At 71.3% G+C, this 13,352-nt stretch carries 12 protein-coding genes and 1 other RNA gene; 8 read left to right on the forward strand and 5 right to left on the reverse strand.

What is annotated here, in order from left to right; genetic code table 11:
• The 3 genes from epsC to msrA all read right to left on the reverse strand — a co-directional run.
• Positions 1–577 (reverse strand): serine O-acetyltransferase EpsC (gene epsC, locus M3E84_RS11255; RefSeq protein WP_259896295.1); only part of this gene is annotated, 577 nt, incomplete at its 3' end.
• Between the two features lie 227 nt (positions 578–804).
• Positions 805–1,740: a cysteine synthase A gene (gene cysK, locus M3E84_RS11260; RefSeq protein ID WP_259896296.1), complete on the reverse strand. Its 936-nt coding sequence runs from the start codon at positions 1,738–1,740 to the stop codon at positions 805–807.
• A 117-nt stretch (positions 1,741–1,857) separates the two neighbouring features.
• Positions 1,858–2,391, reverse strand: a complete 534-nt coding sequence (msrA, locus tag M3E84_RS11265) for a peptide-methionine (S)-S-oxide reductase MsrA (protein ID WP_259896299.1) — start codon at positions 2,389–2,391, stop codon at positions 1,858–1,860.
• 134 nt (positions 2,392–2,525) lie between these two features.
• On the opposite strand from msrA, the gene M3E84_RS11270 reads away from it, so the two are divergent.
• Both M3E84_RS11270 and M3E84_RS11275 read left to right on the forward strand, forming a co-directional pair.
• Entirely contained in the window at positions 2,526–3,425 is a 900-nt protein-coding gene (locus tag M3E84_RS11270) for a Nif3-like dinuclear metal center hexameric protein (protein ID WP_259896301.1), read from the forward strand.
• Positions 3,422–4,153, forward strand: a complete 732-nt coding sequence (locus M3E84_RS11275; RefSeq protein WP_259896303.1) for a zinc ribbon domain-containing protein — start codon at positions 3,422–3,424, stop codon at positions 4,151–4,153. The genes M3E84_RS11270 and M3E84_RS11275 overlap by 4 nt, the downstream gene beginning before the upstream one ends.
• A 34-nt stretch (positions 4,154–4,187) precedes the next feature.
• Here M3E84_RS11275 and rnpB read toward each other — a convergent pair.
• Positions 4,188–4,559: RNase P RNA component class A (gene rnpB, locus M3E84_RS11280), an RNA gene on the reverse strand.
• 44 nt (positions 4,560–4,603) lie between these two features.
• On the opposite strand from rnpB, the gene M3E84_RS11285 reads away from it, so the two are divergent.
• Both M3E84_RS11285 and M3E84_RS11290 read left to right on the forward strand, forming a co-directional pair.
• On the forward strand, positions 4,604–5,392 hold the full coding sequence (locus M3E84_RS11285; protein ID WP_259896304.1) for a YaaA family protein: 789 nt from the start codon (positions 4,604–4,606) through the stop codon (positions 5,390–5,392).
• Between the two features lie 302 nt (positions 5,393–5,694).
• Positions 5,695–6,030, forward strand: a complete 336-nt coding sequence (locus tag M3E84_RS11290; RefSeq protein ID WP_259896307.1) for a hypothetical protein — start codon at positions 5,695–5,697, stop codon at positions 6,028–6,030.
• Positions 6,031–6,108: 78 nt separating this feature from the next.
• Here M3E84_RS11290 and def read toward each other — a convergent pair whose 3' ends face one another.
• The gene (gene def, locus M3E84_RS11295) at positions 6,109–6,681 is read right to left on the reverse strand and encodes a peptide deformylase (RefSeq protein WP_058871198.1); all 573 of its coding nucleotides are present in this window, start codon (positions 6,679–6,681) and stop codon (positions 6,109–6,111) included.
• Positions 6,682–6,854: 173 nt separating this feature from the next.
• Between def and sbnA the strand changes: the two genes are divergently transcribed.
• From sbnA to M3E84_RS11315, 4 genes are all read left to right on the forward strand, one after another.
• A complete protein-coding gene (gene sbnA / locus M3E84_RS11300; protein ID WP_259896308.1) occupies positions 6,855–7,880 on the forward strand; it encodes a 2,3-diaminopropionate biosynthesis protein SbnA in 1,026 nt (341 codons plus the stop codon).
• The gene (locus M3E84_RS11305; protein ID WP_259896309.1) at positions 7,873–11,226 is read left to right on the forward strand and encodes an FAD/NAD(P)-binding protein; all 3,354 of its coding nucleotides are present in this window, start codon (positions 7,873–7,875) and stop codon (positions 11,224–11,226) included. Before sbnA ends, M3E84_RS11305 begins: the two co-directional genes overlap by 8 nt.
• Positions 11,227–11,389: 163 nt before the next feature.
• Positions 11,390–12,541: a calcium:proton antiporter gene (locus M3E84_RS11310; protein WP_259896310.1), complete on the forward strand. Its 1,152-nt coding sequence runs from the start codon at positions 11,390–11,392 to the stop codon at positions 12,539–12,541.
• Positions 12,542–12,857: 316 nt separating this feature from the next.
• Positions 12,858–13,103, forward strand: coding sequence for a hypothetical protein (locus M3E84_RS11315; RefSeq protein ID WP_259896311.1), 246 nt, complete (start codon positions 12,858–12,860; stop codon positions 13,101–13,103).
• Positions 13,104–13,352: the final 249 nt, after the last annotated feature.

The following is a 13,352-nucleotide window of genomic DNA, read 5'->3' on the forward strand; positions in this document are numbered from 1 at the left end:
ACATGGCCGGATCGATGTAGGCGGCCGGATCCACCAGCGGCTTTTGCTTGTCCGGAGTGCGGGCTCGGGCCTTGCCGGGAATGCCGGTGACCACCGAGTCCTCCGGGACGTCCTTCACCACGACCGAGTTGGCGCCCACGGCCGAGCCGCTGCCGATCTCGATGTCGCCCAGGACCTTGGCGCCGGCGCCCACGGTCACGCCATCGCCGATCGTGGGGTGGCGCTTGACCTTGGCCAGCGACGTGCCGCCCAGGGTCACGCCCTGATACAGCATGACGTCATCGCCGATCTCAGCGGTCTCGCCGATCACGATCCCCATGCCGTGATCGATGAAGAACCGGTGACCGATGGTGGCTCCGGGGTGGATCTCCACACCGGTCAGGAAGCGCCCGAGCTGGGAGACCGTGCGGGCCGCGCCCTTGGTCTGCTCCCGCTCCCAGAGCCGGTGCGAGAGCCGATGCAGCCAGATGGCATGCAGCCCCGAGTAGTTCACGACGATCTCGACGTCCGAGCGGGCGGCGGGATCGAAGGCGCGCGCGGTGTCGATGTCCTCGCGCAGTCTGCTGAGAAAGCTCACGGATCTCCTCATCGAAGCGTCACCGGGCGGGCAGAGCCCGGAGGGGCGGTGGGTCCAGCGGCATCCGTCCCGGTCGGGAGAGGACCGAGGGGAGATCGCAGGAGGTCGGGCAAGGCGACGGACCCGCCGCTCATCGACCCTCTCGAAGGCAGGGATGAGAGCATGCGGGTCCGTCGGGACCGGCCCGCATCGGATCTGGCGGTGCAGGCCGAGGTCGCTGCGGAAGCTCAGCCGCGGATGTCCTCGTACAGGACGGTGGAGATGTAGCGCTCGCCGAAGTCGCAGATGACCGTGACGATCAGCTTGTCGCGGTTCTCCTCCTTCTTGGCCTCCTCCAGCGCCGCGAAGACGTTCGCGCCGGCGGAGATGCCGCCGAGGATGCCCTCCTTGGTGCCGAGCTCGCGGGCCACGCGGACGGCGTCGTCGACCTCGACGTCGTAGACGTCGTCATAGACCTCGCGGTCCAGGACGTCCGGGACGAAGTTGGCGCCCAGGCCCTGGATCTTGTGCGGGCCGGCCTTGCCCTGCGTGAGGATCGGCGAGTCTGCCGGCTCGACGGCGACGATGCGCACATCCGAGTTCTGCGACTTGAGGTAGGAGCCCGCGCCCGTGATGGTGCCGCCGGTGCCGATGCCAGCCACGAAGACCGCGACCTCACCGTCGGTGTCCTCCCAGATCTCCGGTCCGGTGGTCTCGCGGTGGACCGTGGGGTTGGCCTCGTTCTCGAACTGGCGGGCCAGGATGGCGTTGTCAGAGGACTCGACGAGCTCACGGGCCTTCTCGACCGCACCGCGCATGCCGTCGGCACCCGTGGTCAGGACGATCTCCGCTCCGAATGCGCGAAGCATGGCGCGGCGCTCGGTGGACATGGTCTCCGGCATGGTCAGGATGACCTTGTAGCCGCGTGCCGCTCCGACCATGGCCAGGGCGATACCGGTGTTGCCGGAGGTGCCCTCCACGATGGTGCCGCCGGGGCGCAGCTCGCCGGAGGCTTCGGCGGCGTCGACGATCGCGCGGCCGATGCGATCCTTGACCGAGTGCGCGGGGGAGTAGAACTCGAGCTTCACGGCGACGTTGCCGGGGAGGTCCTTGTCGAGCTCGTTGAGGCGCACCAGCGGGGTGCCGCCGATGAGCTGGGTGACGTTGTCGTAGATCTTGCCCATGATGATTCCTTCCGAAGCGGATCTGCGGTGCCCTGGCAGCCGCGGCGAGACGGTGCGGGATGCCGGGGCGATCGGACTCGTTGCGAGCCTAACGGCCGGGGCCGCGGCGGCTGCGAGTCAGGAGGCGGTGAGAAACTCTGCGTAACCTTGCCGGACCTTGGCCAGCTTAGGGTTGATGACGAACTGGCAGTAGCCGTTATAGGGCTGGCGGGCGTAGAAGTCCTGGTGGACCGGCTCGGCCTCCCACACGGTGCCCAGCGGCTCGAGCGTGGTCACGATCGGGCGCTCGAAGTTCGGGGCCATCCGCTCGATGGCCTCCTGGAAGAGCTGCTTCTGCTGCGCGTCGGCGTAGAACATCGACGAGCGGTACTGCGGGCCCTCATCCGCTCCCTGGCGGTTCAGGCTCGTGGGGTCGTGCGAGGTGAAGAACAGATCCAGGATGATCTCGGGGGAGATGACCTCCGGATCGAAGCTCACCGCGACGGCCTCGGCATGGCCAGTCTGACCGGAGCAGACCTGTTCGTAGCTCGGGTGGCTCACATGGCCGCCGGTGTAGACGGAGACGACATCGCTCACGCCGCGGGTCTTGCGATAGATGGCGTCGAGGCACCAGAAGCAGCCGGCGCCCAGGACGTAGGTCGTGGTGGTCATGATCGTTGGAACCTCCCTCGCAGCCTCGGTATTCCTGCGCTCGACCTCCTGCCGATCCGGCCTCGGGAAGGTCCCAGCGGTGAGGTCCCGACCGGCCGGGCGCGCTGTCGTCGTCTCCTCCTAGACTCGGTGCCATGAGCGAGATCCCCACGCTGGCAGAGGTCGTCGATGCCGCGGATCGGCTGTGGCCGCTGCGCACGCAGCAGTCCTGGGATGCTTCGGGGCTGGTCGCCGGGCGCCCGGAGGCCCCTGTGCGCCGGATTCTCATGGCCGTGGACGCCGTGACTCCCACCGTCCAGGAGGCTGTCGAGGCGGAGGCGGATCTGCTGCTGACGCACCATCCGCTGCTGATGCGCGGGGTGTCCACGGTGGCCGCCGACACCTACAAGGGACGGGTGCTCCACGAGCTGATCGAGCGCCGGATCGGGCTGCTGGCCTGTCACACCAACGCCGACGCCGCCCGCGACGGCGTCTCCGATGTCCTGCTGCGCGCCTGCGGCGTGGAGCGGATGCAGCCCCTCGAGCCGTCGCCGGAGGATTCGGAGATCGGGATCGGCCGTGTGGGCGACCTCGACGAGCCCGTGCGTCTCGTCGAGCTCTCCCAGCGGCTGGCCGCCGTGGTCCCGCCGACCGCCCAGGGCGTCCGTGTGGCCGGCGATGCCGAGCGGATGATCCGCCGCGTGGCGGTGTGCGGCGGCTCGGGGGACTCCCTGTTCGAGACCGTGCGGCGTGCCGAGGCGGATGTCTACGTCACCGCGGATCTGCGCCATCATCCGGCCTCGGAGGCGCGCGAGACCGCCCTGACCGGCGACGGCTCACCGGCGCTGATCGACCTCTCGCACGCGGCCAGCGAGTGGCTGTGGCTGCCCGTGGGCGCGGTGGCGCTGCAGAAGGAGCTCTCCGCGCGCGGGTTCCAGGCCGAGGTCCTGGTCTCGCGGCGTCGCAGCGACCCCTGGGACTTCCGGGTGCCCAGCCCGCACGAGCCCCCGCAGGATGTGTGGGAGCCGAGCCGATCGACAGGAGCCGCATCATGACCACCGCCGCCCCCGAGCAGTTCGAGGCGCTGCTGGCGCTGCAGTCCCGCGATTCTCGCGCAGCGACCCTGCGCGAGCAGCTCACGGTGCTCCAGAAGGAGCCCGAGCTCGTGGAGTCCCTCAAGCGACAGCGCGCCGCCGTCGCCAAGGCCAAGGAGCTGCAGGCACGGGGCGCCGAGCTGGAAGGTGCCCGGGACACCGCCCATCAGAAGGTCGAGGACCTGCTGGGCCGGCTGGAGACGGAGCGGGCCCGGCGCGACGCCGGCGGCTCCGCAAAGCAGGTCTCGGCCCAGACCCGGCAGATCGAATCGCTGACCGGACAAGTCGAGAAGGCCCGTGCCGGAGCCGAGCGCGCCGATCAGGAGTTGGCCGCCTTCCGGTCCCAGCGCGAGGAGCTGATGCCGCGGCTCAAGGCCGCCGATGCCGATGCCCGCGCCCGCGTGGGTGCGGCTCAGGACTCCGGCAAGCAGATGCAGGAGGAACTGGCCGGGCTGGATCAGGGTCGGCAGGAGGCGGTGCTCGCCGTGGGCAACGATCAGCTGGTGGCCCGCTACGAGCGGATCCGCGGCGGCGGCTCGGGGCGGGAGAAGATCGCGGCGGCGCGTCGTCAGGCCACGGCCTGCGGAGCCTGCGGAAGCCCCATGAGCCCCGCGGAGGTCTCGGCCCTGGAAGCCGATCCGCAGACCGTGGCCGCCTGCGCCGACTGCGGCGCGATCCTGGTGCCCTGAGATCGCTTGCGGAGGCGCCGGGCGGGGATATCGAGGGACAGGACGGCCTGTGAGCCGGGTTCTGTGCACGCGCCCGGTTGCCCGGGGCACGGCGGTGATCATCCATCTAGGCCCACCGTTGCCGATGGGCTCGAGCGGCCTACCCGGATGCAGGACGAGCAGCCCTGTCGCACCCTGTCTGACCTTGCTCCGAACGGGGTTTGCCTAGCCGCGCCGGTCGCCCGGCGCGCTGGTGGTCTCTTACACCACCCTTTCACCCTCACCGCACGGCGGGCCGTGGGCGGTCTGCTCTCTGTGGCACTTTCCTGCGGGTCTCCCCGAGTGGCCGTTAGCCACCGTTCTGCTCTGCGGAGCCCGGACTTTCCTCGAGGCGCACATGGCGCCGCGCGATCACCCGGCCGTCCTGTCCAGCCGACAACTGTACCCGTCTGCGGCCGATAGCATGCTCGGATGCTGATCCTGCTGCCGCCCTCCGAGACCAAGACCCAGCCCGCCTCCGGGGATCCGGCGCAGCTGCAGGAGCTGTCGCTGCCGCAGCTGAACGACGACCGCCTCCGGGTGCTGAAGGCGCTGGAGAAGGTCAGCGGGCAGCGCAATGCGCTCGAGGCACTGGGCGTGGGGGCCTCGCTCGCGCCGGAGGTGCAGCGCAACCTGTCGCTGCGGACCGCACCGGCGGCACCGGCGCTGCAGATCTACACCGGGGTGCTCTACGACGCGCTCGGGACCGAGACGCTCACCGCCGAGCAGCGCCGGGTCGCGGAGGACTCCGTGGTGGTGATCTCGGCCCTGTGGGGCGCGGTGCGCCCCGTCGACCGGATCCCCGCCTACCGGCTGTCGATGGGCACGGCCCTGCGAGGGCTGGGCAAGCGCGAGCCGGTGAAGCTGTCGTCTTTCTGGAAGCCGCGGCTGGGGGAGGCGCTGGGCACGCAGACCGAGGGCCAGCTGATCATCGACTGCCGCTCCTCCGCCTACTCGGCGGCCTTCGCTGCCCCGCCCGAGACCACCGTGGCCATCCGCGCCGTCACCGAGGACGACGACGGCCAGCGCAAGGTCGTCTCGCACTTCGCCAAGCACACCCGCGGCGAACTGGCGCGCCACGTGCTGGAGCAGGTCGGCCAGGGCCGCCGCGTCGAAACGGCCCAGGAGCTGGCCGAAGCGGCGAGCCAGCGGTGGCGCGTCGAGCTGGAGGAGCCGAGCGTCCGACGGCCCGGTCAGCTGACCGTCGTGCTGCCCGCCTGAGCCGAGCTCTGCCCGGCCGAACAGCAGGCCCGGGCAGCGGGCGGGCTCCGGTTCCGGGTCTACGATGTCGGACCTGCTGACCGCCTCCACGCCGACTGTGCCTGCAGCTGCCACCGCGCAGGAGGTTTCGCGTCCGGTCATCGGAGTGAACGCTGCTCTCCACCTGCTGCTCGTCGTGGGCGTCGCGGCAGCTTGGGGGCTGGGGGATCTCGGCGGCGCCTCTTCGGACTGGGATTCGACACCGCGACCGAGGTCTCCCTGCTCATCCTGGCAGCCGCGGGCGCCACGGCAGGCGTCCCCTGGTGGGTGGTGCTGCTGCTCCCGCGGCGTTCACCTCAGGCATGTGCCTGCTGGACTCGGCCGACGGGATGTTCATGGCAGGGGCCTACCGCTGGGCGCTCGAGCGACCCGGGCGCAAGCTGCGCTACAACATCGCCATGACCACGGTCTCGGTGGTCTTCGCCGCCGTGATCGGGGCCCTGGGGCTGATGAGCCTGCTCGGCGAGCCGGGACTCAACGCCTTCACTTGGACCGATGCTCTGTCGCTGGACTGGTCCGGCGTGGTGGTGCTGGGGCTGTTCGCGGTGATCTTCACCGGGGCGGCGCTGCTGGGGAGGCGCGGAGCACGCCAGGTCTGAGCGCCGGGCCCGTGCCATCGCGGTGTGCGGTCGTCGCCTCGCGGCTGCTGCCGGGCAGACCGAGGGCCCAAGGCCGGATCAGTGTCCGAAGGGGTCCTCATCCACTCCGGGGGTCCAGGTGTTCCCGGCCTCGCGCCAGCCCTCGCCCTTCAGCGCCTTCTTGGCCTTGCGCGACCACTTCTCATCCAGGCGGTCGACGTAGAGCTTGCCGTCCAGGTGGTCGTACTCGTGCTGCATGACGCGGGCGAACCAGCCGGTGGCCTCCCAGGCGATGGGCTGGCCGTGCGGATCGAAGCCGGCGATGCGCACCCACTCGGCGCGCTTGAGCGGGAAGCTGTAGCCGGGTACGGACAGGCAGCCCTCGGCCTCCTCATCGGGGTCCGGACGCTGCTCGGAGATCTTGCCGACCGTGAGCACAGGGTTGATGATCTCGCCGCGGTTCGGGGCGTCGTCGTCGTTGTCGAACACGAAGGTGAAGATCCGCAGTCCGACACCGATCTGCGGGGCGGCCAGACCGACGCCGTGGGCTGCGTCCATGGTCTCGTGCATGTCGGCGATCAGCTCGCGCAGCGAGTCGTCGAACTCCGTGACCTTGGCGGCCGGGCGGTGCAGGACGGGATCGCCGGTGATCACGACGGGGCGGACGGACATGCAGGGGCTCCTGGAGCTGGCGGGACGGTGGGGCGGCCGTGCGCGGCGGCGGCCCCGATCCTACCTGGGGAGCCGGTCGCCCACCGGAACAGGGGTCCGACCGGCTCGGGCACGGTCCGGCTCCGTCCATCAGCCTGCTGTCTGTTCCCAGGTCCGTGTGCCAGATTAGGGCCATGACCTCTGAGCCTGCCCCCATCCTCGATGACATCGCCCAGGCCGTGGGCGGCACCCCGCTGGTGCGCATGTCCCGGCTGTTCGACGGGCATCCGGCCCAGGTGCTCGCCAAGGTCGAGTCACTGAACCCCGGGGCCAGTGCCAAGGACCGTCCGGCACTGGCCATGCTGCGCGATGCGCTGGACTCCGGGCGACTGGCCCCCGGCGGGACCGTGGTCGAGTCCAGCTCCGGGAATCTGGGGATGGCCCTGGCCCGCGCGTGCTCGGCGCACGACGTGCAGTTCGTGTGCGTCGTGGACACCCGGGCCAACCGCTCGACGATCGCGGCGATCCGGGCGCTGGGCGGACGGATCGAGCTCGTGGAGCATCCGGATCCGGCCACGGGCGACCTGCTGACCGCCAGGCTGGCCCGCGTTCAGGAGCTGCTGCGGGAGATCCCCGGGGCGGTGAACCTGCACCAGTACGGCAATCCGGCGAATGCGGGGGCCCACCGCGAGGGGACCATGCGCGAGATCGCCGAGGCCATGGAGCACCGCGTCGACGACGTGGTCGCGGCTTGCTCCACGACCGGCACGATCGGCGGCTGCGCCTCCTACATCCAGGAGCATGGGATGCGCACCCGCGTCATCGCCGTGGACGCCCAGGGCAGCGTGCTGTTCGGAGGGACAGCGGGCGCACGTCGTCTGCCGGGGATGGGCGCGGGATTCGTGACGGACCTGTCGCGCCGGGTCCAGCCCGATCAGGTGCTGCGGGTCAGCGAGCTCGAGTGCGTGGCCGGCGCGCGTCTGCTGGCCCGGCGCGAGGGCATCCTGGCCGGCGCCTCGACCGGGGCCGTCGTGCACGCCGTGGCCTCGCTGCTGCCGCAGCGCCCGGACGATGCCCGGATCGCGATGCTCGTGCACGATGGCGGCATGCCCTACCTGGACACGATCTACGACGACGAGTGGGTGCGCACCGTCCTGGGGGCCTCCCCGCAGCAGGTCGAGGAGGCCGTGCAGGCTCTGCAGGAGCGGACGCGTGGCTGAGGGCATCCTGCGGCTGGCGGTGATCGGAGCCGGTCCCAAGGCACTGAACGCACTCGATTCCCTGGGCAGACGGCTGCGAGCTGCCGGCCGCGGCGACGGTCCGCGGGAGATTCGGATCGACATCGTGGACCCCTCCGAGCGACCGGGCACGGGCGCGGCCTACGACCCGCGACAGCCCCGGCATCTGCGCCTGAACGTCACGGCGGGGATCGTCGACGCCCATGAGCCGGGGGCCGAGGACCGCGTGGTGCAGCCCTTCCGGCAGTGGGCGCTCGAACAGGGCCGGGACGATGCCGCCGAGGACTACCCGCCCCGAGCGCTGATCGGCGACTACCTGGAGCACGCGTGGTCGCAGGTGGTCGCGGCACTGCCCGAGCGGAGCCGGGTGCGGGTGCTCCGCGGCCGCGCCGAGCAGCTGCGCCGCCCTGCGCTGGAGCCGTGCGCGTGGGAGGTGCGGATCGAGCCCGCGCGCCGCGCAGGGGGCTCCGGCCCGCTCTGGCACGGCCCGTACGACGAGGTGCTGCTGGCCACGGGCCACGCCTCGGATCACCCTGCCGCCCTGGCGCACGGATGGGTCGGCCCCGTGCCGCTGATCGGCGGTGTGTACCCCGCCCCGCAGCGGCTGAGCGAGGAGGCCGTGCCCCCGGGATCCCGCGTGGTGGTGCGCGGTGCTGCGCTGACCTTCATCGACGCGGCGCTGAGCCTGAGCGAGGGACGCGGCGGTCGCTTCGAGGAGGGCTCCGACGGCCGTCTGCACTACCGGCCCAGCGGCCGGGAGCCCGCGGTCATCCTCCCGACGGGACGCAGCGGAGCGCTGCTCGATGCCAAGCCGGATCCCGATTCCGCACCGGCGAGAGCGCTGCAGGAGGGCGAGCGCGCCGAGATCCTCGCAGCGGGCCGCCGAGAGGTCCTCGATGCCTCGGATGTGTCGGAGCTGCTGGGGGCCGTGCAGCGCACGGCGCAGCGGCTCCTGCTGTGCGAGCAGGGGCAGGAGTCCGAGAACAGCCGCGACCCTCTGCGCTCGCCGATCCCGGAGGGCATCATCGCGGCGGTGGGGGAGACCCTGCGCCGCGGCAGCGAGCCGGAGCGGTCCTGGGGAAGAGCGGCGAAGCCCGCGGCGGGATCGGCCCCGGCTGGACACGGTGCTGCAGCACGGGGTCTGCGCCGCGGGATCGCCGTGGCCCAGGGCCGCGAGCCGGGCGGCCCGGCGTGGGTGCTGGGGCGCGCGTGGTCGCTGCTGTACCCGGCCATCGTGCAGCGGATCAGCTTCGCGGAGATCCCCCCGCAGGACTGGGCGGAGTTCCGCGCGGCGGCGGCGCGCTTCGAGCGGTGGGCCTTCGGACCGCCCCTGCGCAGCGCGCGGCGGCTCGAGGCCCTCGTCGGGGCCGGGATCGTGGATCTGTCCGGCCTGGATGCGGGTGCGCAGATCGGCGCCGACGGCCGGCTGCGGGCCCCCGGCGGGCCGTCGTCCACGGCCCCGGACGTCGTCGTCGATGCCGTGCTGGCCCCGCCGGGCATTTCGGCGACGGATCCGCTGCTGCACGGGCTCGTGGAGCGCGGTGTGCTCAGCATCCCGCCGGGACGCCGCGGCTGTCGCATCACCCGCGAGGCCGTCGCGGTGGATGCCGCCGGTAGCCGCGTCCCCGGGCTGTCGGTGCTCGGACGGCCCACCGAGGACGTCGTGCTGGGCCATGACACGCTGAACCGAGCCCTGCACCCCCAGCCGCAGCTGTGGGCCCAGCGGATGATCGAGACCCATGCCAGGAGAGCCATGATCGCCACCCCGCCGATCGACGACCCTCTGCGCTCACGAGCCCACGGCAGCCCCGCGCTCCCGGGCCGCCTCGAGCCTTGGATGCAGGGGCTGCTGGATGACCCCGCCACGTGCCAGGACCTGCTGGCCGAGCACGGCAGCCCCGTGAACCTGCTGGATCCGGGCCCGCTGGAGGCCAACGCGCAGGAGCTGATCCGTGCGGCGGACCAGCGCGGGGTCGAGCTGCGCGTGTTCGTGGCGCGCAAGGCGAACAAGATGCTCGCGGTGGTGGACAGGGCGCGGGAGCTCGGCCACGGGATCGACGTGGGCAGCCAGCGCGAGCTGCGCCAGGTCCTCGAGCGCGGGGTGCCGGGAGAGGACATCGTGGTGACGGCGGCGATCAAGCCGGAGCCGCTGCTGCGGCTGGCCGTGGACTCCGGTGCGACCGTGGTCGTGGACAACCGGGATGAGCTGGCTCTGCTGCGCCGAGTCCTCGCCGGGCGTCCAGCAGGGGCCGCGCCCGTCGGGATCGGTCTGCGGCTGGCGCCGGAGCCGGGGCGGGGGATCGCGCCGACCCGGTTCGGGGAGTCGGCGAGCACGTGGCTGGCCGAGCTCGGCTGCGCAGGGGAGTCGTTGAGCGGGTCGGGGCTGGCGGTCGCCGGCGTGCACTTCCACCTGCACGGCTACGATCCGGGCGATCGCAGCGAGGGGCTGCGCCAGGCCGTGGCGCTGGTCGATGCCCTCCGGGAACGCGGACACGAGCCGACCTGGATCGACATGGGCGGCGGCGTGCCCATGTCCTATCTCGAGGACCCCGAGCCGTGGGAGGCCTTCTGGCGGGCCCACGAGCAGGCCGTCCTCAGCGGTGACGAATCGCTGACCTGGCGCGGTGACGGCCTGGGTCTGCGCCGGGAGGAGGGCCCCGACGGTCCGCGGCTGGGCGGAGCGCGCGATCTGTACCCCTATCACCAGAAGCTCACGCGCGGACCCTGGCTGGGAGAGGTCCTCGACGCCGACCTCGCCTCCGGCAGGGACGACGACGGCGTCGTCGGGGCGGAGCACGACGGCCTCGGTGCGCAGGCCACGGTGGCCGATGCCCTGCGCGCCCGCGGCCTGCAGCTGCGCTGCGAGCCCGGCCGAGCGATGCTCGACGGCTGCGGCATGACCCTGGCCCGAGTGGCCTTCCGCAAGTGCACCAGCGACGGTGAGCCGATCGTCGGGCTGCAGATGAACCGCACACAGTGCCGCTCGACGTCCGCCGACTTCCTGGTGGACCCGCTGCTCGTTCCCGGTCCGCAGCACGACGACGGCGCGCTGGCCTCCGATCCCGCGGGAGCGGGCGAGCCCGGCGGTCCCTGGGCGGGGCCGATCGAGGCCTTCCTGGTGGGCGCCTACTGCGTGGAGGCCGAGCTGATCCTCAAGCGGCGCATCGTCTTCCCCCACGGGGTGGCGGTGGGGGACGTCATCGCGCTGCCGAACACCGGCGGCTACCTCATGCACATCTTGGAATCCGCCTCGCACCAGATCCCGCTGGCGGCCAATGCGGTGCGCACGGACCACGGGTGGGTGCGCGACGACATCGATCGGCAGTGAGCGGGTCCGACCGCGGGGGCGACTCCGGGCGGTGACCCCGCTGACAGCCTCCCGGGCGATCGACGACTAGGATCGATGCTCGGAATCGACAGACGCCCGCGGGACGACCCGCATCACCAGCGGCCTGCAGCGGGGACGGCCCCGCACAGGAGGCCTGGTCCGCATGAATTCACCGTCTTCGGCCCTGCGCAGCGTATTGCACCCAGCCGTCATCCTGCGCCTGCTGCTGGGCTGGGGCGCCTATCTCGCGCTGATTCTGGCCCAGCCCCTTCTGACGGGGCACCTTCCCGCGGCCGCATTGACCGCGCTGCTGACGGGCATCATCGTCGTGATCCTGGTCTGCGCCTCAGGCGTCGTCGAGCAGGCAGAGCACCTGGCCCAACGGCTGGGGGATCCCTACGGGACGCTCGTGCTGACGCTGTCGGTCGTGCTGATCGAGGTCATCCTCATCTCGGCGGTCATGCTCGGCCCCGGCGAGCACGCGAGCATCGCTCGCGATTCGGTCATGGCGGTGTCCATGATCATCCTCGACCTCGTGATCGGTGCGTGCCTGATCGTCGGCGGTGCACGCCACGGGGGTCTGCGACCCAATCGCGCCGGGGTCTCCGCCTACCTGACGCTGCTGATCGTGCTGGCGGCCACGGCCTTCGCCCTTCCGGGACTGATCGGCGACGACGGCGCGTACACCGGCGCGCAGGCGGTGCTCGTGGCGGCCATGACGATCGTGCTCTACGCGTACTTCCTGCAGCGGCAGATGGGACCCCAGCGCGCTGACTTCCAGGAGCCGGGCGCTCCCTCGGACCCGGAGCTCCCCGCCGCAGCTGCCTCGAGCGCTGCGATCACAGACGTGCTGCGGGCGCAGCGCGCCGAGATCATGCTCCGAGCGCTGGTGCTCGTGGCCGCCGTCGTGCCGATCGTGCTGCTCTCGCACCACATGGCTGCCCTGCTGGACGAGGCGCTCGCGCGCCTGCAGGCCCCGGCGGAGCTGTCCGGGCTGGTGATCGCCGCCATCGTGTTCCTGCCGGAGACGATCACCGCGCTGCGGGCGGCCCTGGCCGGCGAGATGCAGCGGGTCTCGAACCTGTGCCACGGCGCCCTGGTCTCCACCGTGGGCGTGACGATCCCGGCCGTGCTGGTCATCGGTCTGCTCACGGAGCAGGACGTGGTCCTGGCAGCTTCCCCGGCGCATCTGGTGCTGCTGGGGATCTCGCTGCTGCTGAGCGTGACCACGTTCTTCGGCGGCCGGGTCACCGCGCTGCACGGTGCCGGGCACGTGATGGTCTTCGTGCTCTACGTCATGACGCTGTTCGCCTGAGCCGGAGCAGACAAAGCGGGCTCTTCAGAGTTGAGGGTGGGCGCGTCGGTTGGGTCGGGTAGCTGGGTGGAGAAGTCGAGGTCCCCGATGATGAGCGGACTTCTACCCCCGCTGATCTCAAGGACCTCGACGATGCCCAACCACAGTTGTGTATGCCCTGACGCGCTCGATCGCTGCGACCGATGCGATGTTCTCCTCGACTTCCCGAGCCTCCACCTGGTCGCGGTGAGGCAGGCTCCTACGGGCCTGGTGCTCTAGGTGGAGTTCTGCGATCCGGTCACGGGCTGCCCCGGCTGCGGAGTCATCGCGACCGGTCATGGTCGAGATGATCGATGCGCCCTGGGCCGGGCGGCCGGTGCGGATCCGGTGGGCGATCGGCCAGCTGCGGGCCGAGGGAGCAACGATCCAGGGCCTGGCCCGGCAGCTCGGCACCACCTGGAACACGCTCTGGTCCCAGGTCCAGCCCGTCCTGGCCCAGGCCGCAGGCGATCCCTCTTCATGCCATGCGTGCCACGTCATCGCACCGCACAAGAGTAATCGGACGAGGTCAGGCGGCCTTTGAGAGAGCACCGGAGCTGCTGCCCGGAACCTCACGATGCGCGCAGAGCGCGAATGAAGTCTTTACTGCTTTACATATGGCTGGCTAGGGGCCATTTTTCACAAGAACGACGTCGCCGTAGTCCTTTCCCCGGGCTGTTCAGTGCTCCGCTCCTGGGCGCCTGTCTAACGGGCGGCCACGGCAATGGGTGTCAGTGGGCTGACCCCGTTTCGTAGGTCCAGTCGTTATGAGGGTCGTCCTGTTGCCCGCGGT

Origin of the sequence: Kocuria sp. p3-SID1428 (assembly GCF_025149945.1) — a bacterium.
In the GTDB taxonomy this organism is placed as follows: Bacteria; Actinomycetota; Actinomycetes; order Actinomycetales; family Micrococcaceae; genus Kocuria.

Coding starts and splice junctions, on each gene's coding strand:
- sbnA (WP_259896308.1), top strand. CDS start 6,855: ATGACCTCTGAGCCTGCCCCCATCCTCGATGACATCGCCCAGGCCGTG.
- def (WP_058871198.1), bottom strand. CDS start 6,681: ATGTCCGTCCGCCCCGTCGTGATCACCGGCGATCCCGTCCTGCACCGC.
- M3E84_RS11315 (WP_259896311.1), top strand. CDS start 12,858: ATGGTCGAGATGATCGATGCGCCCTGGGCCGGGCGGCCGGTGCGGATC.
- M3E84_RS11270 (WP_259896301.1), top strand. CDS start 2,526: ATGAGCGAGATCCCCACGCTGGCAGAGGTCGTCGATGCCGCGGATCGG.
- cysK (WP_259896296.1), bottom strand. CDS start 1,740: ATGGGCAAGATCTACGACAACGTCACCCAGCTCATCGGCGGCACCCCG.
- M3E84_RS11285 (WP_259896304.1), top strand. CDS start 4,604: ATGCTGATCCTGCTGCCGCCCTCCGAGACCAAGACCCAGCCCGCCTCC.
- M3E84_RS11275 (WP_259896303.1), top strand. CDS start 3,422: ATGACCACCGCCGCCCCCGAGCAGTTCGAGGCGCTGCTGGCGCTGCAG.
- msrA (WP_259896299.1), bottom strand. CDS start 2,391: ATGACCACCACGACCTACGTCCTGGGCGCCGGCTGCTTCTGGTGCCTC.
- M3E84_RS11310 (WP_259896310.1), top strand. CDS start 11,390: ATGAATTCACCGTCTTCGGCCCTGCGCAGCGTATTGCACCCAGCCGTC.